The sequence below is a fragment of the Pseudomonas sp. H3_C08 genome (assembly GCF_054669455.1).
Window position 1 is genome coordinate 2,755,006 of the sequence record NZ_CP162803.1, and the last position, 15,733, is coordinate 2,770,738.

Genomic DNA, 15,733 nt, shown 5'->3' on the forward strand with positions numbered 1-15,733 from the left:
GATTGGCAACCTGGCAGCGCAGATCAACATGGTATCCGAACCGAGTATTGAAGCATTAACATAGCCAACCGCCATTACTCCACGGATCGACCCGCCATGCTGGCAGCGCCCGAATGACTCTGTTCTGGATCAGCCTTGCTGTGGGCGCGATCATGCTGGCCATCATCGCCCTGCTGCTGTGGCGCGAACGCGGTTTGCGCAGGCAACTCGCGCACTACCGGGATCTGCTGACGCGTGCTGCTGATGGCCAGAACATTCAGCAGGACGGCGACGTCGAGCGTTTCAAACGCAGCCAGTACTTTGCGCGCATCGGCACTTGGGATTGGGAAGTCGACACGGATCGGCTGTACTGGTCGGACGCGATTTACGGCATGTTCGGGTTCAAGATCGGCGAGATTACGCCGTCCTATGCGCTGTTCTGCTCCTGCGTCCATCCGGACGACCGCACCAAGGTGCGCGAAGGCGAACTGCGCTGTCTTGAAACCGGCGAAAACCATGATGAGGAATACCGCGTGGTGTGGCCTGACGGCACGATTCGCTGGCTGCGGGAAACCGGCAACGTGGTGCACAACGACCACGATGCGGTGGTGAAAATGATGGGCGTGGTGCGCGACATCACCGAAGAAAAAGCCTCGGCCAGCTACCTGCAACACCTCGCCCACTTCGATCCGCTGACCGGCCTGCCCAATCGCCTGGTGCTGGAGCAACGCTTGTCGGAAGCGCTGGATCACGCGCGGCAGACCGAGACCCGCGTCGCACTGGTATTCATCGACCTCAACGGTTTCAAAACCATCAACGACCGCTACGGCCATGCTGCCGGCGACCGCGTGCTGATCACCAAGGCCACGCGGCTGAAACGCATTCTGCGCGCCACCGACACCGTCGCGCGCATTGGCGGTGATGAGTTTGTGGTGATCCTGCAAGGCCTGGCGCCGAACCTGAGTTTGCCGGACGAAGCCCGCAATATCTGCCAGAAAATCTTCATCGAACTGTCGCCCCCGATCAGCATCGGCAACGACCAGCGCCACATCGGCACCAGCCTTGGCGTGGCGGTGTTTCCGGATCATGCGACGGCGATGGATCGCTTGCTGCACATTGCCGATCTGGCGATGTATGAGGCCAAGCGCAGTGGCAATAATCAGTATCGGTTGGGGGGTGGGCAGGTGATGAATCACGTTCGGGTCGAGTAGCTCGATCAGTCCGCTGGTAGGCCAAACGGAACGCCATTGAAGGTATGCGTGCAGCAACGGCAATGAGGCTTCATCTCTTCGACACTCAGTTGCGGATTGACGATTTGCAGCTGCTTTTGCTCATCGACGAACAGGCCGTTGAAGTAGGCCGACTCGCCCAGTCGCACAATGTCCTTGCGATCGTCTTCGTGGATGGCAACCATCCAGAACACCGGTTCTGGCCGATCAAGGCGAGATACCGCTTCGCTGAAAATCTCATCCCAATGACCGCCGACGCGGGATAACAGAAAACGAAACAACGGCGTGTAGTCGTAGCCGTGGTGTTTGATGCCATGCATCGAGACGCGCGTGGCCTCGCTGCGGCTTTGCGCTTTGGTGTTTCGTTGATCACGGTAGTGCCCGCCGGGGTTGTTGCGCCAGACATTGTGGGCGGTGGTGTTTTCTTTGCGATACAGCGGTTTCTTTTCCAACCTGTTGCTCCTGACTTCCCTTCACTCGAAACGCCCCAAGGGTTTTACCCGAACGGCGCTCGATTGCAATCAACCGTCCATGGCTGATTGTTGCCGGAGGTTTAACGCGGGACTGGCTTCATCTCGACAATGGTGCCGTTGGTGATCATCACCATGACGTACTGGTCATTGATCTGTACCCACTGCGCCTGCTCAACAGGTTTTTTCAGGCCCTTGGTTTTCCAGTCGATGGCTTTTTCACTGCGCTGATAAATATCCGGGGCGCGGTCGTTGACCTTCAGTTCGCGGTCGCTGACCGGGGATTGCACGGCCTGTTCATTTGAGGTTTGCGCCGCTTGAACAAGTGGGCTGATCCCGGCAATGCCGGCGACGAGGGCCAGGCTGGCGATTAGGGTTTTGCTGTTCATCGGTGAACCTCCTGAGATGTGTGCTACCTGAACTCGGACTGCCGGGTTCGGGAATCATTCCTTTTTTTGCCGGGATGGGCGCTAGAGGTCATTGGAATGTGGGTGTCCTGTAAACAAAAGCAAAATCAAGAGCCCCTCACCCTAGCCCTCTCCCGGAGGGAGAGGGGACAGACCGAGGTGTTTGGCAGAAGTGTGCCGACGTGCGATACCGAGTCGAATGCACGTTTCAAAACCAACCGAAATCGGCTCCCTCTCCCTCGGGAGAGGGGACTGACGGAGGTATTTGGCAGAAGTGCGCCGATGTGCGATACCGAGTCCAATGCACGTTTCAAAACCAACCGAAATCGGCTCCCTCTCCCTCGGGAGAGGGGACTGACCGAGGTGTTTGGCAGAAGTGCGCCGATGTGCGATACCGAGTCCAATGCACGTTTCAAAACCAACCGAAATCGGCTCTCTCTCCCTCGGGAGAGGGGACTGACCGAGGTGTTTGGCAGAACTGCGCCGATATGCGATACCGAGTCGAATGCACGTTTCAAAACCAACCGAAATCGGCTCCCTCTCCCTCGGGAGAGGGGACTGACCGAGGTGTTTGGCAGAAGTGCGCCGATGTGCGATACCGAGTCGAATGCACGTTTCAAAACCAACCGAAATCGGCTCCCTCTCCCTCGGGAGAGGGAACTGACCGAGGTGTTTGGCAGAAGTGTGCCGACGTGCGATACCGAGTCGAATGCAAGTTTCAAAACTAACCGAAATCGGCTCCCTCTCCCTCGGGAGAGGGCTGGGGTGAGGGGTAGCCACACCACCAAACCAAAGCCATGCGCCCGCTTTTAACCACTCAATGAGCGCCAGCTCGAGTGCTCTTGATCTTTTCTCACCGGCGACGTCGAGCCTGTTAGGGCCGTACGTGGGAGCAAGCAATTTTTTGCTTACTATTTTTAGGCGTTTGTAAAAAAGTGAGTCGCCGTCAGGCGACGGCCATAAGCAGCCGTTACCGCTGCAATGGATTTGTACCCAAAAAACCATTGATCCGTCCTGAACATCAATCCATGCCAATAATGCAATTAACATCCTGTTACACCTGCGCCACCATCCACCTCAATAAAAACCGTGCGCCGCCCTCCCGTCGCGCACGTCATAAAAGCGGTGGAGTACTTTTCTATGACAGCCTCAATCCCTCACAACGGCTCGCGGGCCGGCGCCATTTTCCGGGTGACCTCGGGCAACTTCCTCGAACAGTTCGACTTCTTCCTTTTCGGCTTCTATGCCACGCAGATCGCGGCGGTGTTCTTTCCGGCGAGCAGTGAGTTCGCCTCCCTGATGATGACCTTTGCGGTGTTCGGCGCAGGCTTTTTGATGCGTCCGCTGGGCGCCATCGTGCTCGGTGCGTACATCGATGACGTCGGTCGGCGTAAAGGTTTGATCGTCACCCTGTCGATCATGGCCAGCGGCACGATATTGATCGTGCTGGTGCCCGGATACGAAAGCATCGGCCTGTTTGCGCCGGCACTGGTGTTGATCGGGCGCTTGTTGCAAGGCTTCTCGGCCGGTGCGGAATTGGGCGGCGTGTCGGTGTATCTCGCCGAGATCGCCACGCCGGGCCGCAAAGGTTTCTTCACCGCTTGGCAGTCGGCCAGTCAGCAAGTGGCGATCATCGTCGCCGCCGCTTTGGGCTATGCGCTGAACGCGTGGATGGCGCCGGATGTGGTGGCCGATTGGGGCTGGCGGATTCCGTTTTTCGTCGGTTGCATGATCGTGCCGTTTATCTTTTTCCTGCGCCGTAACCTGGCGGAAACCGAAGAGTTCGCCGCACGCAAACACCGCCCGAGCATGGGCGAAGTGTTCCGCACCCTCGGCCAGAACTGGGGCGTGGTACTCGGCGGCATGTTGATGGTCGCGCTGACCACCACCGCGTTTTACCTGATCACCGTGTACGCGCCGACCTTCGGCAAAACCGTGCTGCACCTGAGCACCTCCGACGCGTTGCTGGTGACCTTGCTGGTCGGTGTGTCGAACTTCTTCTGGTTGCCGATTGGCGGCCTGTTGTCCGACCGTATCGGCCGGCGTCCGGTCCTGATCGCCATGTCGCTGCTGGCCCTTGCCACGACTTATCCGGCGCTGTCGTACCTGGTGCAGGCACCGAGCTTCAGCCACATGTTGCTGTCGCTGTTGTGGCTGTCGTTTATCTACGGCTTGTACAACGGCGCAATGATTCCGGCGCTGACCGAGATCATGCCAGTTGAGGTGCGCGTTGCCGGTTTCTCCCTCGCCTACAGCCTGGCCACCGCCATTTTCGGTGGTTTCACCCCGGCGATGTCGACCTTCCTGATTCAGTACACCGGCGACAAAGCCGCTCCAGGTTACTGGATGAGCATCGGTGCGCTATGTGCCTTGTGCGCCACTCTTTATCTGTACCGCCGTGCCGGTGGTCGTCTGCAACCTGTCGCGGCCTGAGGAAAACTCGCCATGAAAAAACTCTTTACTGTCACCGCCCTGCTCGCCGGTCTCGCGTTCAACCTCGCGGCGCAGGCCGAAGAATTGAGCGTGATGACCTCCGGCGGCTTCACCGCCGCCTACAAGATTCTCGGGCCGAAATTCGCTGCCGCCAGCGGCAACACACTGACAACCAGCCTCGGCCCGTCGATGGGCAAGGCGCCGGAGGCGATCCCTAATCGCCTCGCGCGCGGTGAACACGCCGACGTGGTGATCATGGTCGGCTATGCCCTTGATGACTTGATCAAGCAAGGCAAGGTCGACCCAGCCTCGCGCGTTGAGCTGGCGGATTCGCGGATCGGCCTGGTGGTGCGCGAAGGCGCGCCGAAACCGGACATCAGCAGTGTCGACGGCCTGAAGAAAACCCTGCTCGACGCACAATCGGTGGCCTACTCAGACAGCGCCAGCGGCGTCTACATCGAGCAGCAGTTGTTCAAGAAACTGGGGATCGAAGATCAACTGAAACCGAAGGCCAAGATGATTGCGAAAATCCCGGTCGGCTCGGTGGTTGCCACTGGCGACTATCAACTGGGCTTCCAGCAGGTCAGCGAATTGCTGCCGGTGCCGGGGGTGAGTTTCGTGGCGAAGATTCCGGAATCGGTACAGTCGGTGACGCGTTTTGCCGCTGGGATTCCGGTCGGCGCACAGCATCCTGAAGAAGCCAAAGCCCTGCTCGCCTACCTCGCCGCGCCGGCCGCACAAGCTGACGTGCAGGCCACCGGACTGGACTCGGTCAAGCGCTGACAATTGGCGGCTGGACTTTCATTTCCACCACCAGCCGCTCCAGTTCCAATGCCGCCGGGGTCAACGTACGACCCCGGCGCTTGATGATGCCGACACTGCGCATCACTTGCGGGTCGGTCAACGGCACCTGCGTCAGGATCGGATGATCCGGCCCGGGCATCGCCATGAGCGGCACCGCCGCCACCCCCAATCCCGCCTCCACCAGACCGATCATCGTCGTCACATGCCGGGTTTCGCAGATGCTCGGGCGTTGCGGCACCACCGTGCTCAGCGCCTGATCGAGCAGAAAGCGGTTGCCGGAGGTCTTGTCGAGCGAGATGTAATCCTGCTGATAGAACTCGTCCCAGGTCACGCTGCTGCGCCCGGCCAGCGGGTGATCGCGGCGACAAGCGACGACGTAGCACTCCTGCACAAGCGGTTCGAACTCGACTTTGGCATCCTGCGTGCCAAGGAAACTCAAGCCGAAATCCGCCTCGCCGTTGACCACCGCACTCAAGACATCGTGCGCACTGGAGTCGAGCACTTTGACTTTGATCCGTGGGAATTGCTGGTGATAGCGCGCAACCACGCGGGGCATGAAGTAGTACGCCGCCGAAGGCACGCAGGCGACGGTGACATGGCCCAAACGGGTCGATGCGACTTCGCTGATGCCCAATAAAGCCACGTCGAGATCATCCAGCAAACGCTCGACACTAGGCATGAATCCGCGCCCGGCCTGGGTCAGGCTGACCTTGCGTGTGGTGCGTTCGAAGAGTTTGACGCCGAGGGCGTCTTCAAGCTTTTCAATGCGCCGGCTCAACGCCGGTTGCGACAGGCGCACGGTGTCGGCGGCCTTGCGAAAGCTGCCCTGCTCGACCACGGCGCGAAAGGCTTGCAGGTCGTTGAGGTCGAAGTTGATGGCCATGGCGGGACTCGGTGGATTGATTCGTAGAGGTTATGAATGTAACCAATTGATGCCAATTATTATAGAAACGATGAAAATCCCCTGTGGGAGCGAGCTTGCTCGCGAATGCGATCTACCAGTGACAAACCTGTTGACTGACACTTCGCTTTCGCGAGCAAGCTCGCTCCCACATTGGATCTCCAGTGGCCTATAGGTCTTGGTAGCCCTTATCCTTGTCACCCCCGCCGTACCGTTGTCAGGAGTAACCCCCCATGCCCCATGAAGGCAATCTGTTGCAAGCCGCTGTCGTCTTTCTGTTCGCGGCCGTGCTCACCGTGCCTTTGGCCAAACGTCTGCAACTGGGCGCCGTGCTCGGTTATCTGTTTGCCGGGGTGATCATCGGCCCGTCGGTTTTGGGTCTGATCGGCAACCCGCAAAGCGTCGCGCATATTTCCGAACTGGGCGTGGTGTTGCTGCTGTTCATCATTGGGCTTGAGCTGTCGCCGCGACGCTTGTGGGTGATGCGCAAATCGGTGTTCGGCGTTGGTCTGGCGCAGGTGTTGCTGACGGCTTCGGTGATCGGCGTGCTGGCGCTGTCGGTGTTTGGCCAACCGCTGAACAGTGCGATCGTCCTCGGCCTTGGTCTGGCGCTGTCCTCGACGGCATTCGGTCTGCAAAGTCTGGCTGAGCGCAAGGAGCTGACCAGCCCCCATGGGCGACTGGCGTTCGCGATTCTGCTGTTTCAGGACATCGCCGCGATCCCGTTGATCGCACTGGTGCCGATGCTGGCGGGTGGTGCTCACGACACCAGTAACGCGGAAAGCCTGAACCATGCGTTGCAGGTGCTCGGCGGTATCGCCGTGGTCGTGGTCGGTGGGCGTTATCTGTTGCGTCCGGTGTTCCGCGTGGTGGCGAAAACCGGTCTGCCGGAAGTGTCGACGGCTACGGCGTTGCTGGTGGTGATCGGCACGGCGTGGTTGATGGATCTGGTCGGTGTGTCGATGGCGCTGGGGGCGTTTCTTGCCGGTTTGCTGTTGGCGGATTCGGAATATCGCCATGAACTGGAAGCGCAGATCGAGCCGTTCAAAGGTCTGCTGCTGGGGCTGTTTTTCATCAGCGTCGGCATGGGCGCCAACCTCAGCTTGCTGCTCAGCGCGCCGATCACCGTGTTGGGGCTGACGCTGCTGTTGATCGGGCTGAAATTACCGCTGCTGTTCATCGTCGGACGCCTGGCCGGGGGCTTGAACAAGGTCAGTGCGATTCGCCTCGGTATCGTCTTGGCGGCGGGTGGTGAATTCGCCTTTGTGGTGTTCAAGATCGGTCGCGATCAGGGCCTGTTTGAGCCGCGTCTGTACGACCTGCTGGTGCTGACCATCACCCTGTCGATGGCGGTCACGCCGTTGTTGCTGCTGATCTGCGCGCGGCTGGTCAGCCCGAAAGTGCAGCCGGTGGAAGTGCCGGAAAAATACCGCGAGATCGACACCGACACTCCGCGTGTGGTGATCGCCGGCATGGGCCGGATGGGCCAGATCGTCGCGCGGATTCTGCGTGCGCAGAACATCAAGTTCGTCGCGCTGGACACCTCGGTGGAAACCATTGAACTGTCGCGCAGTTTTGGCGGTGTGCCGGTGTTCTACGGCGACCCGATGCGCCCGGAAATCCTCAATGCAGCCAAGGTCGGCGAGGCGGAATATTTCGTGATTGCCACGGACGATCCGGAGACCAACATCAAGACCGCCGAGGTGGTGCGCAAGCTGTATCCGCACATGAAGATCATCGCCCGGGCCCGTAACCGTCAGCATGTGCATCGGTTGGTGGATGTTGGCGCGGAGGCGATTCGTGAGACCTATTATTCGAGTCTGGAAATGAGCCGGCGCACCTTGGTGGGACTTGGTTTGACCCAAGCCCAGGCCGATGCGCGGATCAAGCGCTTCAAGCATCACGACGAACAAGTGCTGGAGGCGCAACACGCGGTCTACGACGACGCCGCCAAAGTGCTGCAAACCGCCCAGGAAGCCCGGGCGGAACTGGCGCGGTTGTTCGAATCCGACCAGCTGGAAGAAGAATCCCGTAACACCTGAGCCCTGCACAGAACCTGTAGGAGTGAGCCTGCTCGCGATGCCGGTGTGTCAGTCGACTTATTCATTACTGACAGACTGCTATCGCGAGCAGGCGAAGGCCTACAGGGGATCGGTGTCAGGCCAGTTCTAATTCCAGTGCTGGTTTGACCGGCGCCACCTCAAACCGGTCCGCCAGAAACGGCGTGATATCCAGCGGCAGCGGTTCATCGTTGACCAGTTTGTCCAGCAGCACGCCGGTAATCGCCGAGGTCAGAATCCCGGTACGGAAGTGGCCGCAGGCATTCAAATACCCTTCCACCCCGCGCATCGGCCCGAGAATCGGCAACTCATCCGGCGAACCCGGACGCAAACCCGCCCAGGTGCGTTTCAGATTGACGTCCTTGAGTTCCGGCAGGCAGCGCACCGCCCCCTGCACCAGCCCGGCGATTTCCGGGTAGGTGGTGGTGACGTCGAAGCCTTTGTCTTCGGTGGTGCTGCCGATCAGGATCTCGCCGTTGTCCTTCTGCGCCACGTAGCAGTCGCTGGTGGTCAGGCAGCCGTTGAGGATTTTCGGCATGCGCTCGGTGAGCAGAATCTGGCCCTTCACCGGTTTCACCGGGATGCGAATGCCCGTCGCCCATTCGCTCAGATCAGCCGCCCAGGCACCGCCGGCGTTGATCAGCGTCTTGCAGTGGAACACGCCCTCCTCGGCCGTCTGCACACCGGTGACGCGACTGCCGTGATGCAACACACCGGTGACGTTGGTGTTGACGAAGATGTCGACGCCGTTCTGCCGCGCGCCTTCCATGTAGGCATCGGCGAGGCGGAACGGGCTGACCTGGTGGTCGCAGAGAAACTCCAGCGCCCCGCGTGCTTCATGGCTGACGCTCGGTTCAGACTCGCGTAGCGCCGCCTGATCGAGCCAGCGCACCTGATCGGCCAGGTGCGGAATGCAGCCGACGATGTGCTCGGCGTAGAGCCGGTCTTCATCGTCGTAAATGACGAATTTCAGCCCGGTCCTTTCGAACTTGAAATCCATGCCGTGATTGTCTTTCAGCTCACGGTGCAGAGCCGGGTACAGCGCGTTGGACTGCAGGGCGAAATCGAAGAATGACTCCGGCAGAATGTGCGGCGTGCTTGCGTCCACTGCCACCGCCGCGCCCTGGGTTTCGCGCTTGCGGTTGGCCGACATCATGCGGAAGAAAATCACCCCGCAGCCGAGGCCGACCGACTCACCGATCGCCCACAAACCGCCGGCCGAAGCACGGGTAGCATTGCCAGGGCGCTTGGCATCGATCAGCGCCACTTTGAGGTTTTTGCGCTTGGACAATTGATAGGCGCAGGACGCCCCGATCACGCCGCCGCCGGCAATGATCACGTCGTAGAACTTACTCATGGGCAGCGGCCTCCGTGCCGACAGACTGGAACGCGGAAAAAGGAATCGGATCGATCGGGAATCGCGGGCGCAGCCAACCGACGTCCTTGCGCCCGGTCGCCTGACGCAAGCGATCGCTGCAGTAGCCGACGCACATCCGGCCCTGACAATCGCCCATGCTCACGCGGGTGCGCATTTTCAGGCTGGCGATGTCTTGCACGCCCTGCTCCAGCGCCAGGTCGATGTCGGCGCGGGTCGCGTGTTCACAGCGACAGATCACCGTGTCAGCGGCGGGCAATGCGGTCTGGCCGACGCCGCGTTCGGTGTAACGATCGACGGCAGCGCGAAAGCGCACGATGGCTTTGAGTTTGCTCAAGTAACGGTCGCGGCGCACACGCGCCAATTCCTCCTCGAGCACGCCGCGTTGCAGGAGAATCGAGGTTGCGGCGATCTTGCCGGCGAGCATCGCTGCTTCACCGCCGCGAATCCCGCCCATGTCGCCGGCCAGATGCACGTGCGGTTCGTTGCTTTGCTGCCAGACGTTGGCGTTGGCGCGCAGGTAACCGTCGTCACTGAAGCCGTGATCCAGGCCCATCTGCTGGCTCAGTTGGGTGCGCGGAATGAAACCGTAACCGACCGCGAGGGTCTTGGCTTCGAAACGCTCGACGCGGCTCATGTCCGGTTCCCACGTGGCCGAGTAAGGCGCGACGCTGACGCTTTTCAGCTCGCCCTCGCCATGCGCCTCGACCACGCCCAAGCCGTAGTTCATAGGGATGCCGTGCAGTTTCAGGTAGGCGAGCATGCTCAAACCATCGAGAAACAATTGCGGCTTGTTCAGCAGCGCCAGACTTTCGCGGGCAATCTTGCCGAACGCGCACGCCTCATACACGCCCGCGACGCTGACGCCCGACGCATGCAACTGCGTCGCCACCAGCGGCAGCAACGGCCCGGTGCCGGCGATGATCACCGGCCCTTGCGGCTTGACCACGCCGCTTTTGATTTGCAGTTGCAGACCGCCGAGCATGATCACCCCCGGCAAGGTCCAGCCGGGAAACGGCACGCTGCGTTCATGACAACCGGCAGCCAGGAGCAATTGCGGATACTCGATCTCGTGTAACTGCTCGTCGCCATCGAGCACCACCAGCGCGCGGGTGCCTTCGGCGCCGACCACGCGATGGTTGAGGCGCACGTCGATCAGCCCGGCCTGCTCCTGAAAATCACCGTGCAGTTTGCCCAGTGCTTCGGAGTAACGCGGGCCGAGATAATCCAATTGCACGCCGTCACGCAACGGCCCGCGATAGACCACGCCGCCGAGTCGCGAAGCTTCTTCGAGCAAGGTGCAGCGCACGCCGTGGCGCGCCAGTTCGATGGCCGCCGCCATCCCCGCCGGGCCGCCGCCGACGATGACCGGTTGCTGGCTCATACGATCACCTCTTGCGTGGTGATGCGGTTGACCTGGGTTTCAATCTGCATGCCGTCACGCACCACGGTCTGACAGGCACGACGTTTGTGCCGGCCATTGATTTTCACCAGGCAGCACTGGCACACGCCCATACCGCAATAGGCGCCGGTGATCTGGTCGTGATCGTTGCGCGCGATCTGGCGAACGCCGAGTGATTGAATAACGCTGAGGACGGTTTCGCCGATGGCGGCGGTGACCGCTTGACCGTTGATGTGGACGGTCATATCCGCCTGCGCCAACGGCTGAATATCGAAGGTTCTTTCTTGGCAGTGCATTGCTATGTTCATCCGTGAGAGTTCGGTTGAGGTGGTGTCAGCTCCTTGCTGCACTACACCGGGTCGACGCGTTTATTGTGGCTGTGAGGAGCGTCGACGCAGCTACTTCGTCAGCGCAACAAGGTGCGCGTGAAGCACTGTAGTTCATGCCTCAGCAAAGGCCTGGATCATTTACGTTAGGCGATATCGCCCGGCGAAATATTGATCCAGGCCAGTGAAAGCGGCTGGATTGTCCAACGATCAGTTGGAGAAGACGTACTGCCCTTTGATCTTCCTTGTACCGACCAAAGCGAGGTCCGGAAACAACAGCCATTTGACCCAGGCGGCGTAGAACACCATGGCCAGAATGAACGCCACGCCGAGCAGAGTCGACACGGGTTCTTCACTGAAGCCGTAGAATTCACGAGGAATCTGGCTGATCGTGAAGGTGACATAGATTGTGTAAACCACCGCGATGCCCTTGTAAAAGCCCCACGCAAACAAGAGCGGAATCACGCCAATAATCAAGACCATGGTCAATGCCATAGCGGTGCCACCGTCATTGATTTGAAGCAGCCCGGCTATCGCCCCGAGAAGTCCCCAAATACCCATCAGTGCGACCAGAATGTTGACTTTAACGGCGTGTCGTTTTCTCAGGGCGGGATCCGGATGCGCCCCGATCCAGCCCGCCAGCACTCGATCCTTGACCTTGCCACCCGAAAACGCCTTAAAGGTTTCGGCCCTGGAATGCCCGCTATCGAGCATTTCGACGACTTTTCGTTTGATTGCTTGCTTGTTCAACGTATTCATCCTTAAACGTGCGCGCAACGGCCGCCCCGTTGCCGACGCGGATTCTCCCCTTGTTCCCCGTCAGAAAGCAAAAAGCCGCTTCCACCCGAAGGTGGAAGCGGCCGAGGCATACGCCTCAATCAAGCAATCAGTGCACGAACAGGGCGATCAGGATGATGATCGGGATTGGCACGCCGAGGAAAAACAGCAGTAATGAGCGCATGGTGATGCTCCTTGTTTAACGGACTGGAGTGGTCGTGGTGTAGGTGTCGACTTCTACGTACTCGACGGCATCACGACGACGACCGCCGTAAGTAGCCGCGAGGCTGGCGAAGAACGCACCGGCCAACAGCGAGATGAACATCCACAGCGAGGTCCAGGCAGCGACCTTCGCAGCAGTGTCGGCGGCTTGTTGAGCTTTGACTTTGGCGTCGGCGAGGGCTTTCTGAGTGCGCGCATAAATCTCGTCAACGCGACGTTCGGCATCGGCCTGAGTCAGGTTGGTACGTTGCGCGACCAGTTGTGCGAGGTAAGTACGGTCTTCAGCACTCAGCTGACCGTTGGCCAGGCTTTGCGCGAAGATCCGTGCCACAGCGCCATGAGCGGCGTCATCGCTGACAGAGGCCGGACGGTCATCGCGGAACAGGCTGTCGATGTAGTAGCCGTACTGGTTGCTGTCGGTGTTGGCCGCCGCAGAACCGGCTGCTTGAGTCATGGCGCTGGCAGCACCGCCAGCCACACTGGCACCGGCCTGCACACCACCACTGATCACGCTGCTGACCGAACCGACCACCAGCACTGCGGTAACCAATGTAGCCACGCACCAGGCCAGGAAGCCGTGCGCGGTGTCGCGGAAATACACTTCGTCACCGTGCATGTTCGCCCACTTCACCCGCAGGCGACCGGCGATGTAGCCACCCATGCCGGAAGCGATTATTTGCGTCGCCGCCAGCCAGACTATCGTGGAAATGCCCAGGCCCTTGGCGCTGACGCCCTCTCCGGCCCACGGTGAAACGGCAGAGAAACCCAAACCGAAACCGAGCAACACCAAAATCATCGACAGTGCAGCGGCAGCCGCGGCACCGGCGAAGATCGCGCCCCAGGACACGCCCGAAACGCTGCTCGACTCTTCAACGGCAGGATAAAACCCATCAGAGGATCTATTCATTGTTGTTCTGCTCCAGGCATGAAAAATGGTGTTACAACTCGTCAGCAGAGGAATTGCAGTGACCGTGCCAGTCGCGGAAATTAGATAAATCTATTAATTTCAATCAGTTAGAAAGAGTGAACTTACGCAAACCTTGCAAATTGCAATAATTGCCGGATAACAGCGGGTTTTATGCATTGGCCTCAAGTATCAATAGCGCTCCAAATCTGCGTTTGTGACAGGTCAACATGAAAGTTAATTTAAAGCGCCAGCGCAATTTCTTGGCAAAATGCTGCCATTCCGTTTGAACCGATCAGCAGGCCTGCCTATGACTCGTATCTTGACCATCGAAGACGACGCCGTGACCGCTCGGGAAATCGTCGCCGAACTGAGCAGCCACGGGCTGGAAGTCGACTGGGTCGACAATGGCCGCGAAGGGCTCGACCGCGCCGTGAGTGGCAACTACGACCTGATCACCCTCGACCGCATGCTGCCCGAACTCGATGGCCTGGCCATCGTCACCACGCTGCGTACCATGGGCGTGGCCACGCCGATCCTGATGATCAGCGCCCTCTCCGATGTCGACGAACGCGTACGCGGCTTGCGCGCCGGCGGCGATGATTACCTGACCAAACCGTTCGCCACCGATGAAATGGCCGCGCGGGTGGAAGTGTTGCTGCGTCGGCAGAACAGCGGCGCCACTCAGGCAACGACGTTGCAGGTGGCCGACCTCGAACTCGATTTGATCAGCCATGAAGCGCGCCGCGCCGAACAAGTGCTGACGCTGCTGCCGACCGAATACAAGCTGCTCGAATTCCTCATGCGCAACAGTGGCCAGATCCTTTCGCGGATGATGATTTTCGAAGAGGTCTGGGGCTATCACTTCGACCCCGGCACCAACCTGATCGACGTGCACATCGGCCGTCTGCGCAAGAAGATCGACGCCGCCGGCCATGTGCCGCTGATCCGCACGGTACGGGGCTCGGGTTATGTCATTGCCGAACCCGTCTGACGGCTGGCGCTCCTCCAGCAGCCGCTTGCTGGCGCTGTACAGTTCGCTGTTCGTGGCCTGGAGCGCGATCCTCATGGGGGTCATGTATTACGAGGTCTCCGGCTACCTCGACAACCTCGCCAAACACTCGTTGATGCAACGTCAGCACCTGTTTTCACACTTTCGCGGCGAACAACTCGAAGACGCCCTCGCCGCCAGCATGACCTTCGACATTCGCGGCATCGACGCTTATGGCCTGTTCGATGCGCAAGGCGTATACCTTGGCGGCGCACTCCAGCAGATCCCCGAAGGCCTGCCGCTGGACGGCAAGATCCACATGCTCGCCGACTGCGCCGACTCCGATGACCCGACCCTGCCCAATGACAGCTGCGACGCGGTGGCCACGCAAACCCGCGATGGGCGCTGGCTGGTATTGCTGCGCGATAACGGCTCGCTGTTCGCCGTCACGCGGATCATTTTGCATGCGTTGTTCTGGGGCGTGTCGCTGACGATTCTGCCGGGCATTGCCGGTTGGCATTTACTGCGGCGTCGGCCGTTGCGGCGCATCCGGGCGATTCAGGCCAGCGCTCAGGCGATTGTTGCCGGCGACCTGACGCGGCGCCTGCCCTTGTCCAATCGCCGCGATGAACTGGACATGCTCGCCGCCATCGTCAACGCGATGCTGGAGCGCATTGAGCGCTTGATGAATGAAGTCAAAGGCGTCTGCGACAACATCGCCCATGATCTGCGCACGCCACTGACGCGCCTGCGCGCGCAGTTGTATCGCATGCAGCAGCAGGCTGGTGAAGGTTCGCAGGAAGCGGCGCAACTGGATCTGGTGCTCGCCGAAGCGGACACGCTGATGGCGCGGTTTCGCGGGTTGTTGCGGATTTCCGAGCTTGAGGATCGCCAGCGCCGTTCAGGTTTTGTCGAGCTCGATCCAGTGCAATTGCTGGAAGAACTGCACGAGTTTTACCTGCCGCTGGCCGAGGAAGGCGAGCTGCGTTTCGAGCTGAACATGCCGGAGACGCTGCCGCCGCTCAATGGTGATCGGGCATTGCTGTTCGAGGCCTTGGCCAATCTGCTGAGTAACTCGATCAAGTTCACACCACCGGGCGGCACGGTGATGCTGCGTGGGGTGAACGCGGGTGGGCAGACGCGGATTGAGGTGCACGACTCAGGGCCGGGGATTCCCGAGGCTGAGCGTGAGGCGGTGTTCCAGCGCTTCTATCGCGCCGAGGGTGGGCAGCCGCAGGGTGGCTTTGGCCTCGGATTGTCGATTGTGGCGGCGATTGTCAGCTTGCATGGCTTCAGTCTTGAAGTCGGCAGCAGTGATCTGGGTGGGGCGAAACTGGCGCTCGATTGCCGGCAGAGCCTGATCGAGAATTCCTGATTCCCACCTTGGAATGCAATCAATGTGGGAGCGAGCCTGCTCGCGAAAGCGGTGTGTCATTCAACAAAGATGTTGCCT

Annotated in this window: 15 protein-coding genes; 7 read left to right on the top strand and 8 right to left on the bottom strand. The window is 60.0% G+C overall.

Annotated elements, in window-relative coordinates; all coding sequences use genetic code 11:
* Nucleotides 1-113 precede the first annotated feature (113 nt).
* The gene (locus AB4N74_RS12590; protein ID WP_460100525.1) at nt 114-1,190 is read left to right on the top strand and encodes a diguanylate cyclase domain-containing protein; all 1,077 of its coding nucleotides are present in this window, start codon (nt 114-116) and stop codon (nt 1,188-1,190) included.
* Nucleotides 1,191-1,195: 5 nt separating this feature from the next.
* On the opposite strand, the gene AB4N74_RS12595 is transcribed toward AB4N74_RS12590, so the two are convergent.
* The gene (locus AB4N74_RS12595; protein WP_460100528.1) at nt 1,196-1,660 is read right to left on the bottom strand and encodes a hypothetical protein; all 465 of its coding nucleotides are present in this window, start codon (nt 1,658-1,660) and stop codon (nt 1,196-1,198) included.
* Between the two features lie 101 nt (nt 1,661-1,761).
* Nucleotides 1,762-2,067, bottom strand: a complete 306-nt coding sequence (locus tag AB4N74_RS12600) for an RcnB family protein (RefSeq protein WP_116030094.1) — start codon at nt 2,065-2,067, stop codon at nt 1,762-1,764.
* A 1,158-nt stretch (nt 2,068-3,225) separates the two neighbouring features.
* Between AB4N74_RS12600 and tcuC the strand changes: the two genes are divergently transcribed.
* Nucleotides 3,226-4,518 carry an MFS transporter gene (gene tcuC / locus AB4N74_RS12605; protein ID WP_095048013.1) on the top strand — a complete coding sequence of 431 codons (1,293 nt, stop codon included), beginning with the start codon at nt 3,226-3,228 and terminating at the stop codon, nt 4,516-4,518.
* A 12-nt stretch (nt 4,519-4,530) separates the two neighbouring features.
* Entirely contained in the window at nt 4,531-5,301 is a 771-nt protein-coding gene (locus AB4N74_RS12610; RefSeq protein ID WP_034156154.1) for a substrate-binding domain-containing protein, read from the top strand.
* Here AB4N74_RS12610 and AB4N74_RS12615 read toward each other — a convergent pair.
* Nucleotides 5,291-6,205: a LysR family transcriptional regulator gene (locus AB4N74_RS12615; protein ID WP_460100532.1), complete on the bottom strand. Its 915-nt coding sequence runs from the start codon at nt 6,203-6,205 to the stop codon at nt 5,291-5,293. The two genes, AB4N74_RS12610 and AB4N74_RS12615, sit on opposite strands and share 11 nt — an antisense overlap.
* Nucleotides 6,206-6,456: 251 nt before the next feature.
* Between AB4N74_RS12615 and AB4N74_RS12620 the strand changes: the two genes are divergently transcribed.
* Nucleotides 6,457-8,265, top strand: a complete 1,809-nt coding sequence (locus AB4N74_RS12620) for a monovalent cation:proton antiporter-2 (CPA2) family protein (RefSeq protein WP_093441057.1) — start codon at nt 6,457-6,459, stop codon at nt 8,263-8,265.
* A 115-nt stretch (nt 8,266-8,380) separates the two neighbouring features.
* Here AB4N74_RS12620 and hcnC read toward each other — a convergent pair whose 3' ends face one another.
* The 4 genes from hcnC to AB4N74_RS12640 all read right to left on the bottom strand — a co-directional run bounded on the left by hcnC (nt 8,381) and on the right by AB4N74_RS12640 (nt 12,136).
* The gene (gene hcnC / locus AB4N74_RS12625; protein WP_460100535.1) at nt 8,381-9,640 is read right to left on the bottom strand and encodes a cyanide-forming glycine dehydrogenase subunit HcnC; all 1,260 of its coding nucleotides are present in this window, start codon (nt 9,638-9,640) and stop codon (nt 8,381-8,383) included.
* Entirely contained in the window at nt 9,633-11,042 is a 1,410-nt protein-coding gene (gene hcnB, locus AB4N74_RS12630; RefSeq protein WP_460100538.1) for a cyanide-forming glycine dehydrogenase subunit HcnB, read from the bottom strand. Before hcnB ends, hcnC begins: the two co-directional genes overlap by 8 nt.
* Nucleotides 11,039-11,356, bottom strand: a complete 318-nt coding sequence (gene hcnA / locus AB4N74_RS12635) for a cyanide-forming glycine dehydrogenase subunit HcnA (RefSeq protein ID WP_194936307.1) — start codon at nt 11,354-11,356, stop codon at nt 11,039-11,041. The genes hcnB and hcnA overlap by 4 nt, the downstream gene beginning before the upstream one ends.
* A gap of 240 nt (nt 11,357-11,596) precedes the next feature.
* Nucleotides 11,597-12,136: a hypothetical protein gene (locus AB4N74_RS12640; RefSeq protein ID WP_460100541.1), complete on the bottom strand. Its 540-nt coding sequence runs from the start codon at nt 12,134-12,136 to the stop codon at nt 11,597-11,599.
* On the opposite strand from AB4N74_RS12640, the gene AB4N74_RS12645 reads away from it, so the two are divergent.
* Nucleotides 12,129-12,338: a hypothetical protein gene (locus AB4N74_RS12645; RefSeq protein WP_147307379.1), complete on the top strand. Its 210-nt coding sequence runs from the start codon at nt 12,129-12,131 to the stop codon at nt 12,336-12,338. The two genes, AB4N74_RS12640 and AB4N74_RS12645, sit on opposite strands and share 8 nt — an antisense overlap.
* A 24-nt stretch (nt 12,339-12,362) precedes the next feature.
* On the opposite strand, the gene AB4N74_RS12650 is transcribed toward AB4N74_RS12645, so the two are convergent.
* Nucleotides 12,363-13,292, bottom strand: a complete 930-nt coding sequence (locus AB4N74_RS12650) for a hypothetical protein (RefSeq protein WP_093441079.1) — start codon at nt 13,290-13,292, stop codon at nt 12,363-12,365.
* A gap of 307 nt (nt 13,293-13,599) precedes the next feature.
* Here AB4N74_RS12650 and AB4N74_RS12655 point away from each other — a divergent pair, with 307 nt between their 5' ends.
* The gene (locus AB4N74_RS12655; RefSeq protein ID WP_007914996.1) at nt 13,600-14,283 is read left to right on the top strand and encodes a response regulator transcription factor; all 684 of its coding nucleotides are present in this window, start codon (nt 13,600-13,602) and stop codon (nt 14,281-14,283) included.
* Complete coding sequence (locus tag AB4N74_RS12660) at nt 14,261-15,655, top strand: sensor histidine kinase (protein ID WP_099756601.1); 1,395 nt, start codon at nt 14,261-14,263, stop codon at nt 15,653-15,655. Before AB4N74_RS12655 ends, AB4N74_RS12660 begins: the two co-directional genes overlap by 23 nt.
* The last annotated feature ends 78 nt before the right edge of the window (nt 15,656-15,733 follow it).